Origin of the sequence: Streptomyces lydicus (genome assembly GCF_000717345.1) — a bacterium.
In the GTDB taxonomy this organism is placed as follows: Bacteria; Actinomycetota; Actinomycetes; order Streptomycetales; family Streptomycetaceae; genus Streptomyces; species Streptomyces lydicus.
In genome coordinates, this window is record NZ_JNZA01000026.1 from 1 (window position 1) to 25,773 (window position 25,773).

Genomic DNA, 25,773 nt, shown 5'->3' on the forward strand with positions numbered 1-25,773 from the left:
CCCGGCCCCCGCCCCCTCCTCGGCCCCCACTCTGCTCCCGCCCCGCACCCCGGCGCTGCCGCCGCTCCCCACTCCGCCCCGGCGGCTGTTCGTCGCCCGGGCCGTGGCGGCCGGCGCGTCCCTGGCCGCCACCGCCGCCGTCGGGTACGGCACCGCGACGACCCTCCGCGGCCCCGTCGTCAAGCGCGTCACCGTCCCGCTGGCCAAGCTGCCGCGCTCCGCCCACGGTTTCCGCATCGCCGTCGTCAGCGACATCCACCTCGGCCCGATCCTGGGCCGCGCCCACACCCGCCGGGTGGTCGACACGATCAACCGGACCTCGCCCGATCTGATCGCCGTCGTCGGCGACCTGGTCGACGGCAGCGTCGCCGACCTCGCCCCGGCCGCCGAACCCCTGCGTGCGCTGCGCTCCCGGCACGGCGCGTACTTCGTGACGGGCAATCACGAGTACTACTCCGGCGCGGCCCCCTGGGTGGACCACGTAAGGGAGTTGGGGATCCAACCCCTGGAGAACGCGCGCACCGAACTGCCCGGCTTCGACCTCGCGGGGATCAACGACCTCGCCGGTGCGACCGAACACGCTGGTCCCGACTACGACTTGGCGCTGGGCGACCGCGACCCGGCCCGCGCCGTCGTCCTCATGGCGCATCAGCCGGTCACCATCCACGACACCGTGCGGTACGGGGTGGACCTCCAGCTCTCCGGGCACACCCACGGCGGCCAGATGTGGCCCTTCACCTACGTCGCCGCCGCGACCAACCCCACCGTCGCGGGCCTGGCGCGCTACGGCGACACGCAGTTGTACGTCACGCGCGGCGCGGGCGCCTGGGGTCCGCCGGTCCGGCTGGGCGCGCCCCCGGACGTAACGGTGGTCGAACTGGCGTCACTGCGGGCGTAATCGGGCCGCGAAGAGGGATCGCCGAACTGATGGCGACCATCCTGCGGACAGGTTGCGCCGGTGAGGTAACAACCCCTCTACAAACTGCGGTGCCATCCTGCGTTAAATCGGACAGATCACGACTTTCGATCTTGCAGTGAAGGGGGTCAACTCCCTAGTATTTTCTTTACTTTATGTTGCCCTTACCGTGACGGCTTCACGGGCGGTGCGAGGGGGACGAGCGGGGCACGCGGGGAACGGGGAGAGCAGTAATGAGCGAGCGCTTCAAGGTCGATCTCGACGAACTGGACAGCGTCGTACGCCAGCTCAGGCATCTTCGCGCGGATATGGACGAACCCAGCCAGAAGGTGAAATACAGCACGACGATTCCGAAATCGGCGTTCGGCGTGAATTTCCTCGAGGCCGGCAAGCTCGCCGAGGCGCATGACGACATGCAGTCCTACATGTCGCAGGTCATCAACGCGCTCCAGGACCTCATCCACAAGTTCGGCGAGAAGACCGAAGCCAGCCGTGGCGCGTACGAGGACCAGGAGCACGAGACCAAGACGTCGATGAACGGCTGAGCGGGACGCGACAGTGGGTGCACGAGAGGCGGAGATGAACGCGAAGGGGGGCCTGCATGGTTGACGCCAGGCAGGAGTACAACAGCGCCAAAGACATGGAGCGGCAGCGCAAGGAGCACGAGCGGGAAGAGCGGCTGAAGTCGTTCAAGGGGCAGCACCTCACGCCCCGGTCTCCTTCCGACTTCCACCACCACGGCATCAACGCGCTCCGGGCGATGATCGAACACGCCAGCCCGGAGACGATCGAGACCTCCGGTCAGCACTGGCGCGCCTCCGCCGACCGGCTGGGCGGGGACGACGGCCGCGGCGGCATCCGGAAATCCTTCATGGATGCCGTCGATCACGCCTCGGCCCATTGGGAAGGCACGGCGGCGCAGGCGTTCCGCAGGGAAGCCGCCAAGGTCCTCGAAAAGATCGACCGGACGTACCAGCACTCCCGGAACGTCGAAGCGGTGTTGATCGGCTCGCGCTCTTCCGGCCCGGAGAGCGGTGTCGCCTACAGCCTCCGTGAAGCCAAGAAGGCCATGTCGAAGATCCACGACCCGGGTGTCGTGGACCGCGCCACCGACGAGAAGGGCGACGACAGCCAGTTCAAGCGGGACATGGCGAATCCCAAGATGGACACCCGCATGGCGCTGGAGCTCAACAGGGACAACTTGTCCCTGACCAAGGAGCGTCAGGTCGAAGCGGTCGTCGTGATGGATGAACTGGCTGCCCACTACGAAGCCAAGGGCGGGTTCCTCAGGGAGAGCACCGACCCGTCCGGCCCCGGTGGCGGCGACTGGCCCAAGCAGCCGCCGACGTACACACCGCCGCCGCCGGTGAACATGCCTGTGACGGGCGGCAGTCATCCGCACGCCTCGTCGCAGATGCCGCACGCGCCGAAGATGCCCAACGGCGCGGGCGGCGGCGCCGTGCCGGCAGGGTTCGACGGACCGAAGATCCATCGGCCCGAGCTGCCCGTGACCACCGGGCTCGACAGCGTGCAGGGTGGCACCCTCACCCCGCCGTCGGTGGGCGGCGGTGGCCTGGGCGGCGGAACGACCGGTGGCGGTCATGGCGTGCCCGGCGGTACGGGTGGCGGCTTCCCGGGTGGCGCTGTTCCGCCCGGCGCCTTCGGCATGCCCGGTGGCGGCATGGGCGCCGGCGGGGCGCGTGGCATGGGCGGTGCCGGTGGGATGCGCGGTGGCGGCATGCCGGGTGCCGGCGCCGGAGCCGGTAAGGCGGGCGGCGCCAAGGGCGCGGCCGGTCGCGGTCCGCAGGCGCGTACCCGCGGCGGACTGGTCGGCAAGCCGGGCGGTCCGGCCGGCGGAGCCAAGCAGGGCGGTTCCGGGCTGCACCGCAGCCGCGGTGGCAAGAACGCCGCCGCCGGAGCCGCGGGTGCGGCCGGCGCGAAGGGCAAGGGCAAGGGGGACAAGGAGCGCACCACCGGACAGCGCCCCGACTACCTCGTCGAGGACGAGGAGACCTGGACCCCGCAACGTAACGTGGCCCCTCGCGTCATCGAGTGAGCCGAAGATAACGTCACCTGCGGCCTATGAGGCACGGCCCCGCACTCCCACGTGTGCGGGGCCTTTCCTCAGGCGGAACGATGCCGCCGGACAGCACAGCAAGAAGGAGCGAAGGATGAGGGTCACCCGAACACTGCGCGCGACGGTGGGTGCTGCGCTGACCGGAGCGCTGCTGCTGGCCTCGGGCGGTACCGCCTCCGCGGACCAGGTGCGGAAGGGCCAGTGGCCGTTGGAGGCGTTCGGGGCCCAGCAGCTCTGGAAGGAGGCCACCGGCAAGGGCGTGACGGTGGCCGTGCTGGACAGCGGCTTCCGTACGACGCATCAGGACCTGAAGGGGCAGTTCCTGCCCGGGCCGGACTTCGGGAAGGCAACGGAAGCCGAGGGCGCGAAGTACCTCAAGCCGAACGAGGACATCCGCGACCACGGCACCGCGATGGCCGGCATCATCGCTGGCCACGGGCACGGCCCTGGCGGAACCGAAGGCGTGAAGGGACTGGCACCCGACGCCAAGATCCTCCCTGTGCCCGAGTACAAGAACAGCGGGCAGGCCACGCGCTGGGCGGTGGAGCACGGCGCGGACGTGATCAACATGTCCTACGGCGGCGACCTGGAGGGCGATATCTGCGAGTCCATCCACTACGCGGTCGAAAAGGGCGTCGTGGTGGTAGCGGCCGTGGGCAACGACGGCTGGTCCAAGAAGACCTATCCGGTGGGGTGCCCAGGAGCCATCGGGGTCGGCTCGGTGGACCAGTACGGTGAGGCGGCCTCGGCCAACAACTACAACTCGGACACGGACCTGCTCGCCCCCGGTGAAAAGGTCTCCGTAGCCATGGGCAAGAGCGACTCCGCCTACCAGACCGAAGCGAACGGCAGCTCCGCCGCCACCGCCTACGTCTCCGCCGCCGCCGCGCTCCTCAAGCAGAAGTTCCCCGACCTCACCCCCGGCCAGATTGCCAACCGGCTGGTGAAGACGGCCGGCCTGGCGCAGGCCGAGAAGGCCAAGCACCTCAAGCTGCCGGACACGCACTACGGCTACGGCTTCATCCAGCCCGGCCCCGCCCTGCGGCGCGACATCGCGGCGGGTCCCGCGCAGGGACCCCTGCCGATGCCCAAGGGCAAGTACTCCGAGGCGAGTGCCGACAAGGGCTCCGACCCCAACCCGCCCATGGGCGGCAAGGAGAAGCTGGCCCTCTTCGGCGGTATCGGACTCGGTGTCCTGGTCGTCATCGGCATCGTCATCGGCGTCGTGGTCTCCGTCCGCCGTCGCAACTCGCGTAATCAGGCGTGGGGCTGAGCCTCCGCCGTACCACCGCCGCGGCCGTTCCGTTCCGGAACGGCCGCGGCGCATGTCTCAACCGTTCATCGCACACGCAGTAAGCCACATCCACGGGGGAATTCCGTCCATGGGAAAGCAATTCGCAACGGACGTCGATCAATTGGGGCAGTTCCTCACCACACTTGAGGGCTGTGTCCGCGAGCTCAACGAAGCGCGCTCGGCCCTGGCCCACGTGCGGGCCGACCAGATCGGAACCGGCCGGCTGGACGAAGCCTGCGACGGATTCCAGGAACGCTGGAAGTACGGGTCCGAGCAGACCAAGAAAATGATTGACGCGATCAGCGAGGGCGTGAAGGCGACCAAGCAGAACTATCAAGAGGTCGAGGACGCCTTGGAGAAGACGCTGACGCAGATAGCCAAGAAGACGTCCGGCGGGGGTGCGAAGTAATGGCGCAGAATCCCTACCCGCATCTCGGCTGGAACCCGGTTCCCGGCGTGCCCGCCGAGGTCGGCGCGCTCCAGCACAAGGTCAGCACCGCGGCGACCGCGCTGCGCAGCTGCCACCAGCAGATCCAGAAGCTCATCGGCGAGAGCAGTTACTGGCAGGGCGACGCGGCGGAAGCGTTCCGTGACGCGCTCGACGGCGAATTGCCGACGTACATCAAGAACGCGGCCCGCTCCCTGGAAAAGGCCGCCGTCCAGTTGAAGAACTGGGACGAGCACCTCACGTCCAACCGCGATCTGGCGCAGAAGTACGACGACGCTGCCGCCGAGAAGAAGACCGCGGTGGAGCACGCCAAGTCGAAGCACGCCCAGGCTGCACAGCACCCGGACCTCAAGCTCGCCGGCCAGGAATACCCCTCCCAGGCCGAGGCCGACGCGGCCACGGAACGGCTCCGGGCGGCGGAACGCGAGCTCAACGCGGCGACCACCGAGCTGAACAAGGCCAACGAGTCGTACAACGACGTCATCACCAAGGCCCAGACGCTGGAGACCACCCACGCGGACCAGGCGGGCACGGTCGCCGGCGAGCTCGACGGCGCCACGGACAAGCTGGCGCCGAAGGAGCCGGGCTGGCTGAGCAAGGCCGTCGACGCGATCTGGAACGGCATCAAGGCGGTCGGCGACTTCCTGTACGAGCACGCGGGCACCATCGGCGCCATCGCCGGCCTGCTGGCGCTGTTCCCGACCCCGCTGACCCCGCTCTTCGCCGGCATCGCGGTGGTGGCGAGCGCGGCGTCCATGACGCATAACCTCTCCGATCCCAAGTTCAGGGACGCCTTGATGTTCAAGGGGAGCGGCATGGAGATCTTCTCGGCGTACGCCTCCATGGCCGGAGACACCGTCGGCATGATCCCGGGTGGCTCGGCACTGGCCGCCGCGGGGCGGGAAGTCGCCGACGGCGTCGGGCTGGCCGGCCGGATCGGTGTCGGGGTGACCGGCGCCGAAAAGGGGGCGGCATTCTGCCGGGAAATCGTCCCGGCCTTCAAATCGAATGCCGTGAGCGAGGTCTCCGAGGCGTGGGACGCGGCTCGTACGACCGCCAGTGGCTCCGCCAAGATGATGGGTGCCATCAGCGCCGGCGGATTGAACGTCGGCGCGAACATGATGTCGTCCATGGAGAGCCTGGGCGTCCTTCCGGAGGAAGGGGCGGGCCACAACGCTGCGGAGAGCACCAAGGCCGCCGCCACCGCCCATGACATCGCCGGCCTGTTCGGCTGGCTGTGAAAAGCGTCGACGCGGCCCCGGAAAGGCGAATGCGGTAGTGACTGACATCTTGACGGAGCGGACGAGCGGCCGCGTACCTGACTACTGGTACGGACTCCCGCACGGATACCTGCCGTTGGACCTCGACCCTCCGGTCGAGAAGCTGACGGCGCTGGTGAACCACCTCCTCGGCCTGCCCGAGGAGGCCAGGAACCAGGCGGAGCGGGTGCTCCGGCTCTATGCCGGCGTGGTGACGGCGCTGAACTCCCACGACGTCCAGGGCTGCGCGATCGGCCTGCACCCCGATGACGAGGGCGGCTTCGCGCAGTCCGTTCTGACGTTCTCCACCGTGCCCGCGTCGGGCGTCAACGCGGCCCTGGCGCTGGCCGATCTGGCGGTGACGGCCGCCGAGGACCCGGAGAAGGATGTGCAGCCTCTGGAGCTGCCGTGCGGTACGGGCTTCCTCGCCGTCGAGACCCGGAGCGTCGTCGCGCCGGGCAGGCCCCCCGAGGAGGACGGCAGTCTTCCCGAGGAGCCGGTCTGGCAGGGCACGATCGCGGTGACCGGTCCGGGAATGTCCGACATCGTGGTGGTGCAGCTGGTCACGCCGGCCCTGGAGCTGGCCGACGACTACCGGGACGTGCTGCTGGGCGTCGGGCATACGGTGTCGTTCATCGACCCGTCGCTCGCCGAAAAGGCGGACGGGGCCGGGGACACGGGCCCGGGCGCCGCGGCGGACACGGCGAAGAACCCGTTCGGCTAGTCGCAGCCGAACCGGAAGGAGAAAGTCATGGCGTACGACGCGCAGACCCCGACACCGCCCGAGGCGCCGGACGTGGCGCAGGTATTGAGGGAAAACTACATTTCCCTGGCCAAATTCGTGGTTCTGCGTCTCCTGATCACCGTGGTCCTTGTGGCGATCCCGGTGGCGGCGGACCGTTTGCTGGGCGTGGACTCGTTCTTCGTCACGCTGTGCATTCCGGCCGGTGTGCTCCTGCTGATCTTCACGTTGTACCGGTTGGTATACGGGATACGCGTGTTCCAGTGCGCCCGAGTACTCCGCACCTATCCACTGGAGTTCCACCCCCGGGTGGTCAAGAAGCGCGAGCGGTGGACCCGATACGGCGACGTCCTCGAGGTCCGCGTCACCACGCGCGGGCAGCACGGGGCGCCGCTGATGCTGGCGGTCAACGCCGCCGGCCGCCGTCGCTGGCCGGAGAGTACGGAAGAGGGAGCATGGTTCGCGGGTGACCTGCCCTTTGGCGGTGTGCTGGTGCTGCCTGGGCAGCGGTCGATGCTGTTCCTGAAGCCGGCGGACTGGGACAAGACCGCACGCCGCCGTGACGAGGCCGACCCCGAGCGCCTCGCGCGCGCACAGCAGGCGAGGCTCACGCACCGGACGAAGCGCGCGGTGATGATGCGGCCGGGGGCCTGAGGGCACCTTCACCGCCGGTCGTTTCCGGGCGGCGCATAAATGGGACGACGCCTCCGCGCCCCCGCTGTTAGTTTCGTGTGCCATGGACCCCGTAGGTGAAAAAGCGATACGTGCCTCCTTCGTGAATTGCTCGAAAGGGGAGGCGAGCCGGATCAATCTGCCCGTGGGGCTGGGTGACCTTCCCTGGGAGGGGCTCGACTTCCTCGGCTGGCGGGATCCGGGTGCGCCGGACCGGGGCTATCTGGTCGCGCCGCGCGGCGACGGGCTCGTCGGGGTGACGCTGCGGGTGCCGCAGGGGGTGCGGCGGAGTTTCACCAAGACGACGGTGTGCTCGGTGTGTGTGACCGGCCACCCGGGATCCGGCGTCAGTCTGCTCGCGGCGCGCCGGGCGGGGGCCGCGGGCCGGCAGGGGAACACCGTCGGCGCGTACTTCTGCGCCGATCTGGCGTGCTCCCTCTACGTGCGGGGGCGCAAGCGCTCGCAACTCGCCGGGCGGCACGAGGAGACGCTGCCGCTGGAGGACCGGGTCGCGCGTCTCGTGCGGCATCTGGACGACTTCCTGGACAAGGTCCTGGACGGCACCCTCGTGGGGGAGCGGTAGCGGTCGGGCGTGCGGGGCTGCGGCGTCGGTGAGGACGCGGGGAGGACGCCGGGTGAGGACGTGGTGGCCCCCGGCCCCGCCGCACCGTCACGGCCGTTGGAAGAGGACCTCGGGGTTGTCCGCCGTCGGCCCGTCCAGGACGGGCTCGGGCCGGCCGCGCAGGTGCCGGTCGAAGAAGGCGCCGACGTAGTCGCGGGTGATCTCCCCGGAGCGCTTGCCGGGGAGCGGGGCGGTGGGGTCGGTGACGCCGAGCTGAGCGCCCAGGACCGGGATGTCGATGAAGGTGAAGTGGCCGGCGTCGCGGACCGTCAGCCAGCGCTTCCAGCCGTCGAGGCGGCGCCAGTCGCGCAGCCAGGTGGTGTCCTCCGCCGTGGGGGCGTGGCCGTCGAGGGAGCCGAGCATCAGGAACGGGCGGCCGTCGAGCCCGCCGGGCGGGACCGGTGCGAAGAAGGTGCCGTCCATGTTGACCCCGGCGCGGATCCGGCGGTCGGCCGCCATGGCGCTCGCCGCGCTGTTGCCGCCGATGGAGTGCCCGGCGACGCCGATCCGCCGCGGGTCGACGAGGCCCGCGTACCGGCGGGCCGGAGTGCCCTGGCCGAGCCCTGCTTCCGTGCTCGCGCCGGCTCCGCGCCCCGTCAGGGTGTCGAGGACGAAGCGGATGTCGGCGGCACGGCCGGTCGCCACCTTCGCCATCAGCTTTCTGGCGGTGCTCTCCGGGGCGCTCTCGACGGCCCGGCACGCCACACACGTCAGGGTGCGGCCCCCGGGGAACGTCGTGCCGAAGGATTCGTAGGCGTGGTCGAGCAGGGCCACGACATAGCCGCGTGAGGTGAGTTCCTCGGCGAGCAGGGACAGCGTGGCGCGGTTCAGCGTGAAGCCGGGGGAGAGCACCACCAGCGGGTGCCTGCCGCCGATCGGCCGGGCGCCGGTACGGGCATGGGTACGGGTGCCGGCGAGCACCTCGGGCGCCACCACGCCGGTGAGCTTGTCGCCCTCCAGGAGGAGCCGGGCCTCCTCGGTCGTCATGTAGGGCGCGCGGGCACCGCCCGTGCCCCGGTGCGCCGGGTAGTACAGCGACACCATCAGCTCACGGGCGCCCGCGGCGGGCACCCAGGGGTCCCGGCGCTGCGGATCGGTGAGGTGCAGGGTGTCGCGTCCGACGGCGTACGGCCCGGTGGGCGCCGGAAGGGTGAGGCGGGTGGCGGTGGCGGACACCGCGGGAGCGACGGACACCGCGGCCGCGGCGGGCGGTGCGGGGGCGGCGACGGCGGTCGCGGCGAGCGGGAGGGGGAGCGCGGCGGCGAGGAGCAATGCGGCGGTTGCACACCGGAGTTGGGATCTCTTCATGGCTCCGAGCGTAGGCAGGCGGCGGGGCCGCCCGGTACTGACGAAGGTCAGGTACGGGCACCGCCCGGCCGGCACCTTCGGCAGATACCGCCGCACCCCTCCCGCCCTCAGAGCCCGTGCTTCGCCAGGAAGGTCTCGATCAGGCCCTGCCACTCCTCCGGGCGCTCGACCATCGGCAGGTGGCCGGTGGCGGTCTCCGCGTATTCGGCGCCGGGGATGTGCTCGGCCAGATAGCGGGAGTGGTCCGGGTGCAGCAGCTCGTCCCGGGTGGTCGCGATGACCAGAGTGGGGACGGAGATGCCGGCGAGGTCGCCGGTGGTGTCCACCCTGCCGACGAGCGCGGCCTGTTCGGCGGCGCCGGCGGGCCGCCGGGCGGGGTCCGGGTCCAGTGCGGCGGCCTGCTCCGCCGGCGACATGGCGTTGAAGTACTCGGGCGAGAAGGCGCTGAGGACGCCGGCCTGGGCGAAGCCGGTGTAGTCGCCGCGGGCCAGCAGCCGCAGCCACAGGTCGAGCCAGACCCGGGTGCGGGCGTCCGCCTTGGCGAGGCCGGCGGTGAGGACCAGGCCCCGTACGCGTGCGGGGTGGCGGGCGGCGGCGCGTACGGCGACGGCGGTGCCCATGGAGTAGCCGACCACGGTGAAGGTCTCCAGGCCGGCCGAGACGGCCTCGGCGACCATGGCGTCGGTCAGCGCGTCCAGCTCCAACGGGCCGGTGGCGCGTGGGGTTTCGCCCGAGCCGGGGTAGTCGGGCGCCACCCCCCGATGGCCGGACGCCGCCAGCGCGGGCAGCAGGGCACCGTAGTTGCTCTCGACGCTGCCGGTGGCCCCGTGGGCCAGCAGCAGGCCGGGGCCCGCCGGATCACCGGCGACCGTGGTGGACAGGGGCGGGAGCGGGGCGGCAACGGGCGCGGGGCCCGCGGGAATCTGCGTCATGGGGAAGAGGTTGCAGCTTGACACCGGTGTGAAGGTCAAACCGGCCCGGGACGCGGGGCCGGGAGAGGGGTGGATGCGGATGCGGATCGGTGAGCTGGCGCGGCGTACGGGGGTCAGTACGCGGGTGTTGCGCTACTACGAGCAGCGGGGCCTGCTGGGGGCGGAGCGGGACGCGAACGGGTACCGGCGGTACGACGGCGAGGCTGCGGTCGAGGTCGTGGCGCGGATCCGGGAGCTGCTCGCCACCGGGCTGAACACCGACGACATCCGCGAGCTGCTGCCCTGCGCCCAGGGCGGGCCGGCCCTGACGCCGTGTGCGCTGTCGAGCGGCATCGTCGAACGGAAAATGGTCCAACTCGACCACGAAATGGCGGAGTTGGCCCGGCGGCGGGCCGCGCTCGGAGCGTATGTGCAGGTCATGCAGGAGCGCCGGACGCAGGACGAGGCGCTGGCGGCACTGGCGCTGCGCGCGGGCTGAGGGGGCAGCGGGCGCGTCGGGGGCGGGCCGGCCGAAAGGCAGGCAAGCTACTCGTGTGTTCCGCTTGCCACAAGCCACCCACCGGACAGATCCTCGTGTGCACGCCTCGGGGGAGGGGCGAGAGGCAGGGGGCTGATGTGCTGAGAGTGCACTTCACGGCGCGGGATCTGACGCGCACTCGGGTCGCCGACGGGGCCGACCCGCTCTGGGAGACGGTGCTGAGCCTGCACAGTCTGCGGGAGTGCCGGGCCGAGCCGGCGCTGGCGTCCTGGCGGCAGCACGCGGTACGGCACGGCCCGGGCCCGCTGCGGACCCTGCTGCCGCTGGTGCCCAAGCACGGCTACTTTCCGGATTTCCTCACCCCGTTCGCGGCGCTGGACGGTGTGGAGCCCGGCCTGGAAGCCGTCATGAGCACCCCGCGCAGCCGGCTCCGGACCGAGCTGACGCTGCTGTCGGGGCACCGGGCGCTGCCGGGCTGGGTGCGCGGGATCGGGGAGGGGGAGCCGGCCGCCCTGCGCCACCTCGCGCGGAGCCTGCGGACGTACCACCATCTGGCCATCGCGCCGAGCTGGCCGCGGATCGCCGGGCGGGTCGGCGCGGACCGGGCGTTGCGGGCGCATGCGCTCGGGCAGTCGGGGGCGGAGGCGATGCTGCGGACGTTCGGCCCGGTGATGCGGTGGCGGCCACCGGTGCTGGAGGTCGACTACCCCGTGGAGCGGGAGCTGTTCCTGCAGGGCCGGGGGCTGGTCCTGGTCCCCTCGTACTTCTGCCGGGACGAACCGGTGGCGCTGGTGGACGACGCGCTGCCGCCGGTACTGGTCTATCCGGCGGCCGGGGCGGGGAGCCCGGCCGCCGGCACGTCCCGCACCGCCACGGCCGAAGGGCCCCGCTTCCGGTTCTCCGGAAGCGAGGCCCTCAGGGACGTACCGTCGCTGATCGGTGCCCGGGCCGCGGCCCGGCCCGCCGGCAGGCGCCGGTGACGGCGGTCAGAAGCGCCGGGTGATCAGCGCTCGCTTGACCTCCTGGATCGCCTTGGTGACCTCGATACCGCGCGGGCAGGCGTCCGTGCAGTTGAACGTGGTCCGGCAGCGCCAGACGCCGTCCTTGTCGTTGAGGATCTCCAGGCGCTGCTCGCCACCCTCGTCACGGCTGTCGAAGATGAAGCGGTGCGCGTTGACGATCGCCGCCGGGCCGAAGTACTGGCCGTCGTTCCAGAACACCGGGCACGAGGACGTGCAGGCGGCGCACAGGATGCACTTGGTGGTGTCGTCGAAGCGCTCGCGGTCCTCGGCGGACTGCAGACGCTCACGGGTGGGCTCGTTGCCGGTCGTGATCAGGAACGGCATCACGTCGCGGTACGCCTGGAAGAAGGGCTCCATGTCGACGACAAGGTCCTTCATCACGGTCAGGCCCTTTATGGCCTCGACGGTGATCGGCTTCTCCGGGTTGATGTCCTTGATCAGCGTCTTGCAGGCAAGCCGGTTGCGGCCGTTGATCCGCATGGCGTCCGAGCCGCAGATGCCGTGGGCGCAGGAGCGGCGGAAGGTCAGCGAACCGTCCAGCTCCCACTTGATCTTGTGGAGGGCGTCCAGGACGCGCTCCTTGGGGTCGATCTCCAGCTGGAAGTCCTGCCAGCTGGCCTCCTCGGAGACCTCCGGGTTGAACCGGCGGATCCGGAAGGTGACCGTGATGTAGGGGGAGTCGGCGAAACCGGGCTCGGGCGCGCCGGCCTCGTCCGCCTTTTCCAGGGTCGGGGTTGCCATCAGTACTTACGCTCCATCGGCTGGTAGCGGGTCTGCACGACCGGCTTGTAGTCGAGACGGATCGACTCGGTGCCGTCTGCGCCCACCTCGCGGTACGCCATGGTGTGCCGCATGAAGTTGACGTCGTCGCGGTTGGGGTAGTCCTCGCGGTAGTGACCGCCGCGGGACTCCTTGCGGGCCAGCGCGGAGACCGCCATGACCTCGGCCAGGTCGAGCAGGTTGCCCAGCTCGATGGCCTCCAGCAGGTCGGTGTTGAACCGCTTGCCCTTGTCCTGGATGGCCACGTTCCGGTAGCGCTCGCGCAGCTCGCCGATCTTCTCGACCGCGGTCTTGATCGTCTGCTCGGTGCGGAACACCATCACGTTGGCGTCCATGCACTCCTGGAGCTCCTTGCGGATCTCGGTGACCCGCTCGCTGCCGGTGGAGTTGCGCAGCCGCTCGACCTGCTCGACGACCTGCTCCGCGGGGTTCTCGGGCAGCTCGACGAAGTCGGCCGTGGAGGAGTACTCCGCCGCCGCGATGCCGGCCCGGCGGCCGAACACGTTGATGTCCAGCAGCGAGTTGGTGCCCAGGCGGTTGGCGCCGTGCACGGAGACGCAGGCGACCTCGCCGGCCGCGTACAGGCCCGGCACGACGGTGGTGTTGTCCGCCAGGACCTCACCCTCGACGTTGGTCGGGATGCCGCCCATGGCGTAGTGCGCGGTCGGCTGGATCGGGATCGGGTCCGTGTAGGGCTCGATACCGAGGTACGTGCGCGCGAACTCGGTGATGTCCGGGAGCTTGGCGTCCAGCTGCTCCGGCGGCAGGTGGGTGAGGTCCAGGTAGACGTGGTCGCCCTCGGGACCGCAGCCGCGGCCCTCGCGGATCTCCGTGTAGATGGAGCGCGAGACGACGTCACGCGAGGCGAGGTCCTTCATGACGGGCGCGTACTTCTCCATGAAGCGCTCGCCGTCCTTGTTGCGGAGGATGCCGCCCTCACCACGGGCGCCCTCCGTCAGCAGGATGCCCATCCGCCAGATGCCGGTCGGGTGGAACTGGAAGAACTCCATGTCCTCCAGCGGCAGCCCGCGGCGGTAGGCGGCGGCCTGGCCGTCACCGGTCAGGGTGTGCGCGTTGGAGGTCACCTTGAAGAACTTGCCGGTGCCGCCGGAGGCAAAGACGATCGACTTCGCCTGGAAGACGTGCACCTCGCCGGTGGCCAGCTCGTACGCGACGACGCCCGCGGACTTCTTGACGCCGTCGACGTCCTGGAGCAGCAGGTCGAGCACGTAGAACTCGTTGAAGAACTCCACGCCCTCCTTGACGCAGTTCTGGTACAGCGTCTGGAGGATCATGTGGCCGGTGCGGTCCGAGGCGTAGCAGGACCGGCGGACCGGGGCCTCACCGTGGTTACGGGAGTGACCGCCGAAGCGGCGCTGGTCGATCTTGCCCTCGGGCGTGCGGTTGAACGGCAGGCCCATCTTCTCCAGGTCGAGGACCGAGTCGATGGCCTCCTTCGCGAGGATCTCGGCGGCGTCCTGGTCGACCAGGTAGTCACCGCCCTTGATCGTGTCGAAGGTGTGCCACTCCCAGTTGTCGTCCTCGACGTTCGCGAGGGCGGCGGCCATACCGCCCTGGGCGGCGCCGGTGTGGGAGCGGGTCGGGTAGAGCTTCGTCAGGACCGCGGTGCGGCTGCGCTTGGTCGACTCGATGGCCGCACGCATGCCCGCGCCGCCGGCGCCGACGATGACGGTGTCGTACTTGTGGATCTTCATGGTTCCAGTCAGCCCCGGCTTCAGGAGATGTTCGGGTCGAAGGTGAAGATCACCAGCGTGCCCAGAAGGACGGTGAACACCGTCGCGGTGTACAGCAGCATCTTCAGCCAGAAGCGGGTGTTGTCCCGCTGCGCGTAGTCGTTGATGACGGTGCGCAGGCCGTTGGCGCCGTGCAGCATGGCCAGCCACAGCATCGCCAGGTCCCAGACCTGCCAGAAGGGCGAGGCCCAGCGGCCGGCGACGAACGCGAAGCCGATCTTGGACACGCCGCCGTCGAGGACCAGCTGGATCAGCAGGTGACCCAGGACCAGGACGACCAGCACGATGCCGGACAGCCGCATGAACAGCCATGCCTGCATCTCGAAGTTGCCACGGGACGCGCGCCCGGACTTCGCGGTGCGCTTGCGCGGGGCCTCGATGACCGGCGCCGGGTTGTCGACGTCGTAGAGCGACACGTGGTCGGTCGCGCCCGTCGCGGTGGCTGCGGGGGTGGTTTCAGCGGACATCTTGCGTCAGCTCCCGAACAGCGTGCGCAGGGTGTGCTGCAGCACGGGGTAGAAGGCACCGGCCATCAGCACGACCCAGACACCGACAACGGTCCACAGCATCTGCTTCTGATACTTCGGGCCCTTCGCCCAGAAGTCCACGGCGACGACCCGCAGGCCGTTGAGCGCGTGGAAGAGGATGGCGGCCACCAGGCCGTACTCCATCACGTTGACGATAGGCGTCTTGTAGGTCGCAACGACGTTGTCGTACGCCTCGGGGGAGACGCGTACGAGAGCGGTGTCGAGGACGTGAACGAACAGGAAGAAGAAGATGAGGACGCCGGTGACTCGATGAGCCACCCAGGACCACATGCCTTCCCGGCCGCGGTACAGCGTTCCAGCCGGCACGGAAGAACCCTCCGGGAGCGGGGACTAGGGCCGCGCCGGCTTCTCTGTCGGTCGGGCCCGGCCGGGTACGGTCCACCGGCCGCTCGTCATCGTATCGACGAGCTGTCGGTTCCTCGCGCGGGGGTCCTTAGGTGTGATCAAACAGCCACCAACGGGCTATCACACGAGGATGAAACGGAACTGTGCGGAGCTATCGGGCAATACGGCCACCGTGCGGCCTTCGGCTCAGGGCCCCGGGGCCAGAAGCCGGGCCAGCCGGCCGCGGGCCAGCCGGCGCAGTTCGTCCGCCGCGACCGCCCGTTCCTCCTCCGGTTCGTTGCCCAGCCGGGTGCGGATGCCGGACAGCACCTGGTCGAGCAGTTCGTCGTCGCGGTAGCCGTCCAGGCAGATGACGAAGACATGGCGGAAGCGCCGCTCGTACTCGGCGTGTGCCGCGCGCAGCGCCGTGTGGGCCGCGAGCGTGGCCGGGCCGCGGGCGCCGGCCAGCGGCAGCGGGGAGAGCGACTCCCCGGCGAGCGCCTCGTCCAGCTCGGCCGCCGTCAGGTCGTAACACGCCTCGTCGGAGGCGGCGAGCAGGGAGTCCGCGTCGGGGTACGGGCGGTGCGCGGCCACCCGCTCCGCCCAGCGGGGGCTGCCGCAGCAAAGGAGGAGTGCGGAGCGCACCTCCTCGTGGCCGAGGGCGTTGAAGCGGACCAGGCCGAGGCCCTCGGGGCGGGGCCCCGGCAGGGCGGCGCCGGGGGCCTGCGAAGGTATGCCGCACCACGGGGGCTGCGGCGGACGCAGCGTCGTCGGCCTGGCGGCCGGAGTGTCACCGGACAGCGTGGGCTCCTCGGACGGATGCGAAGGGATCTTTTCGACGGGTGCGGGACGGGCGGCTGACGGAAGCTGGGGTAAGCGGACCGGACCGGGACGTGTGAGGAAGCGGCGGCGGGTGTGGCGGTGGTGCGAGTGGCACGACGGCCCGGCGGTATCCGGCGGTTCCAGGAGAGCCCTGGGAAAGGGGTGACGTACAGAGACGCCACGCTAACGACGCTTGTCGACCATTGTCCGACGGCTGCGCGAATTTCACCCGGATGAGAGAGCTTTCGCGCGGTCGGTGGACGACCGGATCCGCACACCTGGCAATGCCTTCGCCCCGAAAAGTGAGGATTGCACGATGTCGAACCCGATACGGCAGCCGCGCGCCGCGTTCCCGGCCACGGTGCTCGTCGGTGCCCTGCTGCTCGCCGGCTGCTCCCAGACCGTCGAGACCGAACCGCCCGGCAGTACCAGCGCCAAGGTGAAACCCTCGTCCCAGGCCACCCCGAGCTGGGCACCGGTGACCGGAACGCCGCAGGTCATCCCGGCCGTGCGGGACTTCCGCCGGGCCGAGGGACGCGGCTGGCGCCCGTCCAAGGGAGCCCGGGTGGTCGTTCCGGCCGGCCCGAAGAGCAATGTGGCCGACGAGGCGCAACTCATGGCCCACGATTTGGGCGGCCTGCCCGTCGTCTACGGCGGCGAGACCGTCCAGCCGGGCGACATCGAGGTGAAACTCAGCGGCAAGGGCGGCAGCACCGCCAACAACGTCCCGGTGGAGGGAAGTGCTGACCAGGCGTACACCCTCACCGCGCGCGGCACCCGGCTCACTCTGACGGCCCCCACCGACACCGGAATTTTCTACGGCACCCGCACTGTCAAGCAGGCCGTGCGCGCCGCCGGCGGGCTGCCCGAGGGCACCATCGAGGACCGGCCGGACCGTCCGCAGCGCGGCATGTCGCTGGACAACGCGCGCAAGCCCTTCACCCAGGGGTGGATCGAGGACCGGCTGCGCGAGATCGCCGACCTCAAGCTCAACCAGTTCCAGCTGCACTTCTCCGACGACCAGGGCTTCCGCATCCAGAGCGACACCCACCCCGAGGTGGTCTCCGCCGACCACCTCACCAAGGCGCAGGTCCGCCAGATCATCCAGTTGGCGCAGAGCCTGCACATCTCCGTCGTCCCGGAGCTGGACTCGCCCGGCCACCTCGGCGCCGTGCTGGCCCACCACCAGGACCTGCTGCTGCACCGGGCGTCCGGCTCGGTGGTCCCGGGCGCGATCGACATCTCCAACCCCAAGGCGGCCCCGCTGGTGGACTCGCTGCTCAAGGAGATGAGCGAGCTGTTCACCAACCCCAAGGGCGCTCCCGCCTACTGGCACCTGGGCGGTGACGAGTACCAGGCGCTGATGTCGTCCTCCCCGTCGACCACCTATCCGCAGCTCTCCCGCGCCGCTCGGCAGAAGTACGGGCCGAACGGCACCATCGAGGACCTGGCGACCGGCTGGCTGAACGACCGGCAGAAGACCGTCGAGGCCAAGGGCAAGAACCGCATCGAGGCGTGGAACGACGGCTTCTTCTCCAGCCCCAGGGCCAGCGCCGCCAAGAACCGGATGGTCGACTACTGGACCGGCAAGGAGATCGGCAAGCGCGACCCCGCGGAGTTCCTGCGCGAGGGCCGCAACGTCCTGAACTTCAACGACGAGTTCCTCTACTACGTCCTCGGCGAGCCCAACCAGTTCACCTACCCGACGGGCCAGCGGATCTACCAGAGCTGGACCCCGCAGGTGCTCCGCCACACCCAGCCGGTCGCGGTGCCCGCGAGCATGACCGGCCCGGACCGGATCCCCGGCGCGCGGTTCGCGATCTGGGCCGACCGGTCCCAGGCACAGACACAGGCGCAGGTGGCCGCCGGGATCCGGCTGCCGCTGGCGGCGCTGGCGCAGAAGACCTGGGACTCGCGGAAGCCCGCGCTGTCCTGGACGGACTTCAAGGCGCTGGCCAACCGGGTGGCAGGGCCGCCCCGGTAAGAAACGGGTGAGAGAAGCGAGGACGGCCGGGGCCGCCACCCCCCACAGGAGAGGCCCCGGCCGCCGTTCGCGAAGGGCCGTGACGGCCCCCTAATCCGTACAGCGCCAGACGGCTCGAAAGCGTCACACGCGGTGCGGGCCGGGGTACCGCCAGTGCTCTGGACGCGGGCCCGGCCCGGCCCGTAACGTGCGGATCCGCGCCGGTGGGCGCACTGGTCGCGACCCCACGGCGGCCTGCATCACGACGTTCCTCCCGGGAGTTCCAGATGGATCCGTGCGCGCGCCTCTCCGGTGCGTCGGCCGCGTGGCGCAGCCCGGGTTCCGGCCCCGGCCGGGCGGCCGGGAGCGCCCTCCCGGGTTCGGGGCGGGTGTGTCCACGGGTTACGGTCAGCAGGAACGGCCGGGTTACCGGGAGTTCCCGGTGCGTCCTGACCAGCGGTGACGGGCGCTAGCCCGGACAGCTCCCGGGCGGCAGCCGGCGACGGAGCCGGACAAGGACACAAAGCAGCAAGGACCGGGCGGCGGACATTCCACGTGCGACAGGATGGACCCGTGCGAGGGGACGACATTCAGCCGGACGACCGTCGGCTGACGGTGGCCGTGCAGGCGGCGCAGGACGGCGACGAGGCCGCGTTCCGAACCGTCTACCGCGCCGTACATCCCCGACTTCTGGGGTATGTGCGGACGTTGGTGAGCGAAGCGGACGTTGAGGACGTCACCTCCGAGACCTGGCTCCAGATAACCCGCGACCTCGCGCGCTTCACCGGCGACGCCGACCGCTTCCGCGGCTGGGCCGCCCGCATCGCCCGCAACCGCGCGCTGGACCACATCCGGATGCGCGGCCGCCGCCCGGCGATCGGCGGCGACGAGAGCGAACTGGCCGACACCCCCGCCGCGTCGGACACCGCCGGCGAGGCGCTGGAGGCCCTCGGCACCGGCCGCACCATGCGGCTGATAGCCAGGCTCCCGCAGGACCAGGCCGAGGCGGTGGTGCTGCGGGTGGTGGTGGGGCTGGACGCCAAGTCCACCGCGGAGGTGCTCGGCAAGCGCCCCGGCGCGGTGCGCACCGCCGCACACCGCGGTCTGCGCAAGCTCGCGGAGTTGATCGGAGAGCCGCCCGGCGGCGGCCCGGAGGACGCCGACGACCGCACCGACGAAGCCGACGGCGCCCCCACGGGGCGCCTCGCACCCGGTCCCCGCAAGGGCGGCGGACCGGTGAGCGGCCTGCCGCTCCAGGACCGAAGACGCCGCGACGGCGTGGCGGAATCGTACGTACCAGGTGTGACGGAAACGGCCGCCGGAACGCAGAAGGACATGTGATGGCCGACGACCGGTACAACTGGCTCGACAAGGACACCGCGGAGCGGCTGCTGCGCGGTGAACCGGTCAGTGCCCGGCGCGGCGACGGCGCGCAAGAGCTCGAACAACTGCTGAAGGCCGCCGCCGCGGTCGGCGCCGAGGCTCCCGGCACCGCGCCGCTGCCCGGTGAGGAGACCGCCCTCGCGGCGTTCCGCCAGGCCGCTCGCGCCGGTGCCCGGTCGCGGGCCCGTGGCGCCGACGCGCCGCCGGCCGCCGTCCGCTCCGGTCGCGCCACCGGCCTCACCGAACGCACCCGGCTCGCCCGCCCCTTGCGGCGCGGCTTCGCCGTGGCCCTCGCCGCCTGCGCCATCGGCGGCGTCGCCGTCGCCGCCGGCACCGGCGTCCTGACGGCCCCCTTCCAAGGCGGCGGCGACCCCGACCCGGGCTCCAGCGTGTCCGCAGCCGAGTCCCCCGGGCCGCTGGACACCCGCGAGCCGGGCGCCGAGACGGACGGCACGACGGCCCGGACCCCCGACGCCACACCGGGCGGCGGGACCTCCGCACCCGGCGGCACCCCGACCCCGGGCGCCAGCCCGGGCGCGAGCCGGACCCCCGGCACGCCCGGCGGCACCGCCGGCCGCGACGACCGGCCCGGCGGCGGGAAGGGCGACGGCGGACGCGGCACCAAGAAGCAGTTCCTGCTCGGCCTCTGCCGGAACTACGAATCCGGCAAACGGGACGGGATGGACCGCGACGGGCTGCGCCGCCTCGAAAAGCGGGCCGGCGGTGCGGAGAAGGTGCACGTCTTCTGCCGTGCCTACCTGGCGCGTTACGGCGTCGGCGGCGGCTCCGGTGACAACGATGGCTTCAGCGGTGGCCTGGGCGGCAGCGGGAGCAGCGGCGGCTCGGGGCAGAGCGGTGACCCCGGCGGCGACCAGGAGGGTGGGCCAGCGCCCTCCTCGCCCGGCGCCACCACCCCCGGTACCGCCACCCCGTCCCCTTCCCCGTCCGTGACCAGCACGGACTCCGTCAGCGCGACGCCCGGTGTGACGGTCGGCAGCTAGGTGTGACGTTTTCCGACCCGGTGACGCAGTACTGAGTGAAGCCGACTGGTCATCGGCTGCGCGACGAGCCGGGGTTCCCCCCGTACCTACGGCTCAGCGCACTCGGCGCGGGCGGGGCACGTTCCCCCGGCCCTGCCCGCGCCCCATCTCCTCCGACGCCAGGTGTCAACCGGCGCGCCACCGGCGGTGGTTTCACCGCCCTAGGGCCTGTCCGATGGGTCAGGGTCGGAAAGGCCCTAGTGGTAGACGACCACCTTCGTTCCCTTCCGCACCGCGTCGAACAGCGCGGCGACCTTCGCCTTGTCCCGTACGTTGACGCAGCCGTGCGAGGCGCCGGTGTAGCCGCGGGCGGCGAAGTCCGCCGAGTAGTGCACGGCCTGGCCGCCGCTGAAGAACATCGCGTACGGCATGGCCGTGTGGTACAGCGTCGAGACGTGCCGGCGGCTCTTGAACGTGATGGCGAAGGTGCCCTCGCGGGTCGGGGTGTACTGCGAGCCGAAGCGGACGTCCATCGCCGAGACGATCCGGCCGTCGACGACCCAGGCCAGCGTGTTGCTCCGCTTGCTGATGCAGATCACCCGGCCCGTCAGACAGCGCGGATCGGGCGTGCCGACCGGCCGGGAGGTGGCCGGGTAGAGGTCGGCCCGCGACGGCCGGTGGGTGCGGGCGCGCAGCGCGCTCCACAGGGCCGGCTGCACGGCGCCCGTACGGGGCAGGCCCTGCTGCTTCTGGAAGGCACGGACCGCGGTGGCGGTGACGGCGGCGTAGTAGCCCGTCGGGGCGCGGTCGAACAGACCCAGCTGGGTCAGCCGCGCCTGGAGTTCACGGACCTGCGCGCCGCGGGCACCGGCGGCCATGACCGGCCTGGCGGCCCGCGGGGCGGGGTGGCCGGTGCGGTGCGGGCGCGGTGCGGCGGCGCGTTCGGCCGGGGCGGCCGGCGGTGCGTGCGAGCGGAGCGGCGGCGGGGCCTGCGTCGTGGGGGCGAAGTGGACGCCCTTGCTGTCGGGAGCGCCGGTTCTGGTGACCGTCACCGGACGGCAGCCCACCGCCAGCGCCGCCACCACCAGCACCGCGGCCACCGCCGGGGCCGCCCCTCTTCCGCTGCTCCGCTTCATGCGTCAACCCCCGGATCTCGGCGGCCCGACCGGCCACCGGTGATGCTTCCCAGCGCTGCGGCGTGGCGAACCTGCGGGCATGCTGTGACCAAGGCGTAAAACGGCATAACGGTCACCGCACGGGAGGCGTACGTCCATGGCGCAGGAAGCGGACAGCGTCCGGCACAGCGAGAGCGGCCTGCCGATCGAGCCGGTGTACGGGCCGGAGGCGCTGGACGGCTGGGACCCGGTGAGCCGGCTCGGCGCCCCCGGCGGCTACCCCTTCACCCGGGGCGTGTATCCGTCGATGTACACCGGACGGCCCTGGACGATGCGGCAGTACGCCGGCTTCGGCACCGCCCGGGAGTCCAACGCCCGCTACCGCCGGCTGATCGCCCACGGCACCACGGGCCTGTCCGTCGCCTTCGACCTGCCCACGCAGATGGGCCACGACTCCGACACCCCGATCGCCTCCGGAGAGGTCGGCAAGGTCGGCGTGGCCGTCGACTCCGTCGAGGACATGCGGGTGCTGTTCGGCGGCATCCCGCTGGACCGGGTCTCCACGTCGATGACGATCAACGCCCCGGCCGCGCTGCTGCTGCTCCTCTACCAACTGGTCGGGGAGGAGGAAGGGGTGGCGCCCGGCCGGCTGACCGGCACGATCCAGAACGACGTGCTGAAGGAGTACATCGCGCGCGGCACCTACATCTTCCCGCCGCAGCCCTCGCTCCGGCTGACCGCCGACATCTTCCGCTACTGCCGGACCGAGATCCCCCGCTGGAACACCATCTCCATCTCCGGCTACCACATGGCCGAGGCCGGTGCCTCGCCCGCGCAGGAGATCGCCTTCACCCTCGCCAACGGCATCGAGTACGTCCGCACCGCGCTGGCCGCCGGCATGGACGTCGACGACTTCGCGCCCCGCCTCTCCTTCTTCTTCGTCGCGCGCACGACACTGCTCGAAGAGGTCGCCAAGTTCCGTGCCGCGCGCCGGATGTGGGCCCGCGTCATGCGGGAGGAGTTCGGCGCGCGCGACCCCAGGTCCCAGATGCTGCGGTTCCACACCCAGACGGCGGGGGTGCAGCTCACCGCCCAGCAGCCGGAGGTCAACCTCGCCCGGGTCACCGTCCAGGGGCTGGCCGCGGTCCTCGGCGGCACCCAGTCCCTGCACACCAACTCCTTCGACGAGGCCATCGCGCTGCCCACCGACAAGGCCGCCCGCCTCGCGCTGCGCACCCAGCAGGTCCTCGCCCACGAGACGGACGTGACCGCCACCGTCGACCCGTTCGCCGGTTCCTACGCCGTGGAGTCGATGACGGACGACGTGGAGGAGGAGGCGGTCGCGCTGATGCGGCGGGTCGAGGACCGGGGCGGCGCGGTGGCCGCCATCGAGCAGGGCTTCCAGAAGGACGAGATCGAACGCAACGCGTACCGCATCGCCCAGGAGACGGACAGCGGCGAGCGGGTGGTGGTCGGCCTCAACCGCTTCCGGCTCGACGAGGAGGAACCGTACGAACCGCTGCGCGTCGACCCGGCGATCGAGGCCCAGCAGACCGAACGCCTGGCGGTCCTGCGCGCCCGCCGCAACGGTCGCGCGGTCACCCGGTCCCTCGACGACCTCCGCAAGGCCGCCGAGGGCACGGACAACGTCCTCCCTCCGATGCGGGAGGCGCTCCGCGCCCGGGCCACGGTCGGCGAGGTGTGCGACGCGCTGCGGGGGGTGTGGGGCCAGTACGTGCCGACGGACGCGTTCTGAGGCTGTGCCGGGACGGAGCGGGGCGGCTCGCTCCACCCGGGCCGCGGGCTCGCGCCGCCCGGCCCCGCAGGTTCATTCCACCCGGGCCGCGAACCCGTAGAACAGGTCCTGTCCCGGGACCGGGAGGCCGGGCGGCAGTGGTTCGCCGGGCAGGGCCGGCAGGGCGCAGTCGTCCCAGACCATGCCGGTCTCGCCGAAGTGTCCGGCGAGTTCGATGACGCTCACCGGCTCGCCGTACGCATGGCCGGTGAGGGTCGCCGAGCCGCTCAGGCCGCATCCGTCGGTGAGCCGGAACCACTGGTCGCAGGCCCAGCGCAGTTCGTCGGGACGGGTCGCGACGATCGTGGTGCGGTGCACGACCGATCCGCTCCAGGCGTCGTCCTCCACCACGTAGAAGCTGTAGCCGCCGCCGTCCCGCGGGGGCGCGGAGGCGGCCTCTCCGGCTGGGGCGGGCAGTTCGAGCGCGGCGGCCAGCTCGGACAGGTCGGGGCCGGTGAGGTGCCGCTCCGTGCCGGCCGCGCGTATCCGGGTCAGCAGATCCGCCGCCTCGGCGCGCCGCCGTCCGATCGTGGTCTCGTCCTCCCCGAACTCCTCGGCGGCCGAGGGATGGAGCTCGGTCATGTTCTGCCAGTAGTCGATCTGCTGGGCCAGGCGTCCGGCCAGCAACGTCATCGCGGGGACGTCGCGAGGGCACGTGCGCAGTACGGCGCGCAGCCAGGGCTCCTCCGGCCAGGTCTGCCCCTCCGCCTCGTCCGCCGCGGGGCCGGCCGGACCGGCCACCGTCAGGCACAGCAGCCGGGCCCACCCGAGTGCGGCCCGGGTGTCGCCGGCCGTTGCCGCGGCGCGCAGCTGCGCGAGCGCCTCGTCGTTGATTGCCATGAACGGAGGCTAGCGAGAGGGACCGACAGCCGGTCCGTCAGACTGGTGCCATGTCCTCACCCCGCCGCGCGTGCCCCGTCTGCACCCGAGAGATCGCCGTCGTCGGCGGCCGCTATGCCCGTCATGACCCTCCGGGCCGCCGTACGGGTATCGAGCTGATCTCCTGTCCCGGATCGCGGCGGATGGCGCCGATGATGGCGCCGGCGGAGAAGCTGTTCGACCCGGAGGAGCCACCGATGCCGGGCCAGCAGCCGCTGTTCTGAGGGGTGGTGGGCCGGCCGGCGGGTCCGGCTACCGCACCGGACATCGCAACTACGGTGCCAGCACGTCCAGTTCGGCCATCGCGCCGGCGGTGATTTCCCGCGTCAGCGCTTCCGCCCGTTCCGCGTCGCCGGTGCGTACGGCCTCCGCCACCTGGACGTGGAGGGTGACCGCGGCGGGGTCGGGGTCGGTGAACATCACGTGGTGCTGGGTGCGGCCGGTCAGCACGGCGGCGACCACGTCGCCGAGGCGGGCGAACATCTCGTTGCCGGAGGCGGTCAGCACGATCCGGTGGAAGGCGACGTCGTGGACGAGGTAGGCGTCGAGCTGCTGGCCGCGTGAGGTGGCGACCATGCCCATCGCGTGCTCGGTGAGCGCGGCGCACTGCTCGGGGGTGGCGTGCCGGGCGGCGAGGCCCGCGGCGACCGGTTCGACGGCCGAGCGCAGCACGGTCAGCGAGCGCAGCTGCCGGGGGCGGTCCCGGCCGGCGAGCCGCCAGCCGATCACCCGGGGGTCGTAGACGTTCCACTCCTCGGTGGGGCGGACGGTCACCCCGACCCGGCGGCGGGAGGCGACCAGGCACATGGATTCCAGGACCCGGATCGCCTCGCGGATGACCGTGCGTGAGACGTCGAAGCGCTGCTCCAGCTCGTCCGTGCGCAGGATCGTGCCCGGAGGGTAGTCCCCCGCGGTGATCGCGGGTCCGAGGGACTCCAGCACACGGGCGTGCAGCCCCTTCCCCTCGTTTTCCATGGGCCAAGCCTACGTTCCCGCACTCCGGCCAATTAAGTATGACGTTTGCATCACAGGCTCTTGAATACGTCGTACCTAATGGGTTTCAGTGGGGTGCGCACGAGGTCAAGGAAGACAGCGAGGTACCACGGGATGAGCACCCCCGACGTCATCGTCGTGATGGGCGTGGCCGGCACCGGCAAGACCACGATCGGCCCGCTGGTGGCCGCCGAGCTGGGCGTTCCGTACGCCGAGGGGGACGACTTCCATCCGCCGGCCAACATCGCCAAGATGTCGGCCGGGGTCCCGCTGGACGACGCGGACCGCGGGCCGTGGCTGGACGCCATCGGCGCCTGGGCCCACGGGCGGTCCGGGCGCGGCGGTGTCGTCAGCAGCTCCGCGCTCAAGCGCTCCTACCGGGACCGTCTGCGGGCCGCGGCGCCCGGCGCCGTCTTCCTGCACCTGACCGGTGACCGCGCGCTGATCGAGGCGCGGATGGCCGAGCGCAAGGGCCACTTCATGCCGACCGCGCTGCTGGACTCCCAGTTCGCCACGCTCGAACCCCTCGGGGACGACGAGGCCGGCGTCGCGGTGGACGTCTCCGGCACCCCCCGGGAGATCGCCGCGCGCGCGGTGGCCGCACTCCGTGCGAGGACCGCCCCCACCGGATGACCCGGGGCCGCGCGCCCCGGAACGCACCACCCCC

27 protein-coding genes are annotated in these 25,773 nt (G+C 71.4%); 17 read left to right on the plus strand and 10 right to left on the minus strand.

Annotated features, from left to right (window positions below):
* From OO62_RS23375 to OO62_RS23415, 9 genes are all read left to right on the plus strand, one after another.
* The coding region (locus OO62_RS23375; RefSeq protein ID WP_033269523.1) for a metallophosphoesterase at positions 1-898 on the plus strand (898 nt) is incomplete at its 5' end.
* A gap of 251 nt (positions 899-1,149) precedes the next feature.
* A complete protein-coding gene (locus tag OO62_RS23380; protein WP_033269524.1) occupies positions 1,150-1,461 on the plus strand; it encodes a hypothetical protein in 312 nt (103 codons plus the stop codon).
* 56 nt (positions 1,462-1,517) lie between these two features.
* Complete coding sequence (locus tag OO62_RS23385; RefSeq protein WP_033269525.1) at positions 1,518-2,972, plus strand: hypothetical protein; 1,455 nt, start codon at positions 1,518-1,520, stop codon at positions 2,970-2,972.
* A 115-nt stretch (positions 2,973-3,087) separates the two neighbouring features.
* Positions 3,088-4,266 (plus strand): S8 family peptidase, encoded by a 1,179-nt coding sequence (locus OO62_RS23390; protein ID WP_033269526.1) that lies wholly within the window; start codon positions 3,088-3,090, stop codon positions 4,264-4,266.
* A 109-nt stretch (positions 4,267-4,375) separates the two neighbouring features.
* Entirely contained in the window at positions 4,376-4,696 is a 321-nt protein-coding gene (locus tag OO62_RS23395) for a hypothetical protein (protein WP_033269527.1), read from the plus strand.
* The gene (locus OO62_RS23400) at positions 4,696-5,976 is read left to right on the plus strand and encodes a putative T7SS-secreted protein (RefSeq protein WP_228332517.1); all 1,281 of its coding nucleotides are present in this window, start codon (positions 4,696-4,698) and stop codon (positions 5,974-5,976) included. The genes OO62_RS23395 and OO62_RS23400 overlap by 1 nt, the downstream gene beginning before the upstream one ends.
* A 37-nt stretch (positions 5,977-6,013) precedes the next feature.
* Positions 6,014-6,718 (plus strand): hypothetical protein, encoded by a 705-nt coding sequence (locus OO62_RS23405; protein WP_063739047.1) that lies wholly within the window; start codon positions 6,014-6,016, stop codon positions 6,716-6,718.
* A 27-nt stretch (positions 6,719-6,745) separates the two neighbouring features.
* A complete protein-coding gene (locus OO62_RS23410; RefSeq protein ID WP_033269528.1) occupies positions 6,746-7,390 on the plus strand; it encodes a hypothetical protein in 645 nt (214 codons plus the stop codon).
* An 82-nt stretch (positions 7,391-7,472) separates the two neighbouring features.
* A complete protein-coding gene (locus OO62_RS23415) occupies positions 7,473-7,991 on the plus strand; it encodes an FBP domain-containing protein (RefSeq protein WP_033269529.1) in 519 nt (172 codons plus the stop codon).
* An 87-nt stretch (positions 7,992-8,078) separates the two neighbouring features.
* Here the strand turns inward: OO62_RS23415 and OO62_RS23420 are convergent, their stop codons facing one another.
* Positions 8,079-9,338, minus strand: a complete 1,260-nt coding sequence (locus tag OO62_RS23420) for an alpha/beta hydrolase family protein (RefSeq protein ID WP_033269605.1) — start codon at positions 9,336-9,338, stop codon at positions 8,079-8,081.
* 107 nt (positions 9,339-9,445) lie between these two features.
* Positions 9,446-10,270 carry an alpha/beta fold hydrolase gene (locus OO62_RS23425; RefSeq protein WP_078617326.1) on the minus strand — a complete coding sequence of 275 codons (825 nt, stop codon included), beginning with the start codon at positions 10,268-10,270 and terminating at the stop codon, positions 9,446-9,448.
* A 10-nt stretch (positions 10,271-10,280) separates the two neighbouring features.
* On the opposite strand from OO62_RS23425, the gene OO62_RS23430 reads away from it, so the two are divergent.
* Together OO62_RS23430 and OO62_RS23435 are read left to right on the plus strand one after the other, a co-directional pair.
* Complete coding sequence (locus tag OO62_RS23430; RefSeq protein WP_323135812.1) at positions 10,281-10,748, plus strand: MerR family transcriptional regulator; 468 nt, start codon at positions 10,281-10,283, stop codon at positions 10,746-10,748.
* Between the two features lie 137 nt (positions 10,749-10,885).
* On the plus strand, positions 10,886-11,728 hold the full coding sequence (locus tag OO62_RS23435) for a hypothetical protein (RefSeq protein WP_228332518.1): 843 nt from the start codon (positions 10,886-10,888) through the stop codon (positions 11,726-11,728).
* A 6-nt stretch (positions 11,729-11,734) separates the two neighbouring features.
* On the opposite strand, the gene OO62_RS23440 is transcribed toward OO62_RS23435, so the two are convergent.
* From OO62_RS23440 to OO62_RS23460, 5 genes are all read right to left on the minus strand, one after another.
* Positions 11,735-12,511, minus strand: a complete 777-nt coding sequence (locus OO62_RS23440; protein ID WP_033269530.1) for a succinate dehydrogenase iron-sulfur subunit — start codon at positions 12,509-12,511, stop codon at positions 11,735-11,737.
* Complete coding sequence (sdhA, locus tag OO62_RS23445; RefSeq protein WP_033269531.1) at positions 12,511-14,265, minus strand: succinate dehydrogenase flavoprotein subunit; 1,755 nt, start codon at positions 14,263-14,265, stop codon at positions 12,511-12,513. Before sdhA ends, OO62_RS23440 begins: the two co-directional genes overlap by 1 nt.
* 20 nt (positions 14,266-14,285) lie before the next feature.
* Positions 14,286-14,771, minus strand: a complete 486-nt coding sequence (locus OO62_RS23450) for a succinate dehydrogenase hydrophobic membrane anchor subunit (protein WP_033269532.1) — start codon at positions 14,769-14,771, stop codon at positions 14,286-14,288.
* Positions 14,772-14,777: 6 nt separating this feature from the next.
* On the minus strand, positions 14,778-15,158 hold the full coding sequence (gene sdhC / locus OO62_RS23455) for a succinate dehydrogenase, cytochrome b556 subunit (RefSeq protein ID WP_033269533.1): 381 nt from the start codon (positions 15,156-15,158) through the stop codon (positions 14,778-14,780).
* A gap of 225 nt (positions 15,159-15,383) precedes the next feature.
* Entirely contained in the window at positions 15,384-15,941 is a 558-nt protein-coding gene (locus tag OO62_RS23460) for a 2-oxo-4-hydroxy-4-carboxy-5-ureidoimidazoline decarboxylase (protein WP_404828002.1), read from the minus strand.
* Between the two features lie 373 nt (positions 15,942-16,314).
* On the opposite strand from OO62_RS23460, the gene OO62_RS23465 reads away from it, so the two are divergent.
* The 3 genes from OO62_RS23465 to OO62_RS23475 all read left to right on the plus strand — a co-directional run bounded on the left by OO62_RS23465 (position 16,315) and on the right by OO62_RS23475 (position 20,345).
* A complete protein-coding gene (locus OO62_RS23465) occupies positions 16,315-17,982 on the plus strand; it encodes a family 20 glycosylhydrolase (protein ID WP_033269535.1) in 1,668 nt (555 codons plus the stop codon).
* Positions 17,983-18,549: 567 nt separating this feature from the next.
* On the plus strand, positions 18,550-19,302 hold the full coding sequence (locus OO62_RS23470) for an RNA polymerase sigma factor (RefSeq protein WP_106974891.1): 753 nt from the start codon (positions 18,550-18,552) through the stop codon (positions 19,300-19,302).
* Positions 19,302-20,345, plus strand: a complete 1,044-nt coding sequence (locus OO62_RS23475) for a hypothetical protein (RefSeq protein ID WP_033269537.1) — start codon at positions 19,302-19,304, stop codon at positions 20,343-20,345. The genes OO62_RS23470 and OO62_RS23475 overlap by 1 nt, the downstream gene beginning before the upstream one ends.
* 236 nt (positions 20,346-20,581) lie before the next feature.
* On the opposite strand, the gene OO62_RS23480 is transcribed toward OO62_RS23475, so the two are convergent.
* Positions 20,582-21,460: a L,D-transpeptidase family protein gene (locus OO62_RS23480; protein WP_033269538.1), complete on the minus strand. Its 879-nt coding sequence runs from the start codon at positions 21,458-21,460 to the stop codon at positions 20,582-20,584.
* Positions 21,461-21,596: 136 nt separating this feature from the next.
* Here OO62_RS23480 and OO62_RS23485 point away from each other — a divergent pair, with 136 nt between their 5' ends.
* Complete coding sequence (locus OO62_RS23485; protein WP_033269539.1) at positions 21,597-23,195, plus strand: acyl-CoA mutase large subunit family protein; 1,599 nt, start codon at positions 21,597-21,599, stop codon at positions 23,193-23,195.
* A gap of 72 nt (positions 23,196-23,267) precedes the next feature.
* On the opposite strand, the gene OO62_RS23490 is transcribed toward OO62_RS23485, so the two are convergent.
* A complete protein-coding gene (locus OO62_RS23490; RefSeq protein WP_033269540.1) occupies positions 23,268-24,074 on the minus strand; it encodes a hypothetical protein in 807 nt (268 codons plus the stop codon).
* 50 nt (positions 24,075-24,124) lie between these two features.
* Here OO62_RS23490 and OO62_RS38280 point away from each other — a divergent pair, with 50 nt between their 5' ends.
* Positions 24,125-24,337, plus strand: a complete 213-nt coding sequence (locus tag OO62_RS38280; RefSeq protein ID WP_033269541.1) for a hypothetical protein — start codon at positions 24,125-24,127, stop codon at positions 24,335-24,337.
* Positions 24,338-24,386: 49 nt separating this feature from the next.
* Here OO62_RS38280 and OO62_RS23500 read toward each other — a convergent pair whose 3' ends face one another.
* A complete protein-coding gene (locus OO62_RS23500) occupies positions 24,387-25,088 on the minus strand; it encodes a FadR/GntR family transcriptional regulator (protein ID WP_033269542.1) in 702 nt (233 codons plus the stop codon).
* A 132-nt stretch (positions 25,089-25,220) separates the two neighbouring features.
* Between OO62_RS23500 and OO62_RS23505 the strand changes: the two genes are divergently transcribed.
* Entirely contained in the window at positions 25,221-25,739 is a 519-nt protein-coding gene (locus OO62_RS23505) for a gluconokinase (RefSeq protein WP_033269543.1), read from the plus strand.
* The last annotated feature ends 34 nt before the right edge of the window (positions 25,740-25,773 follow it).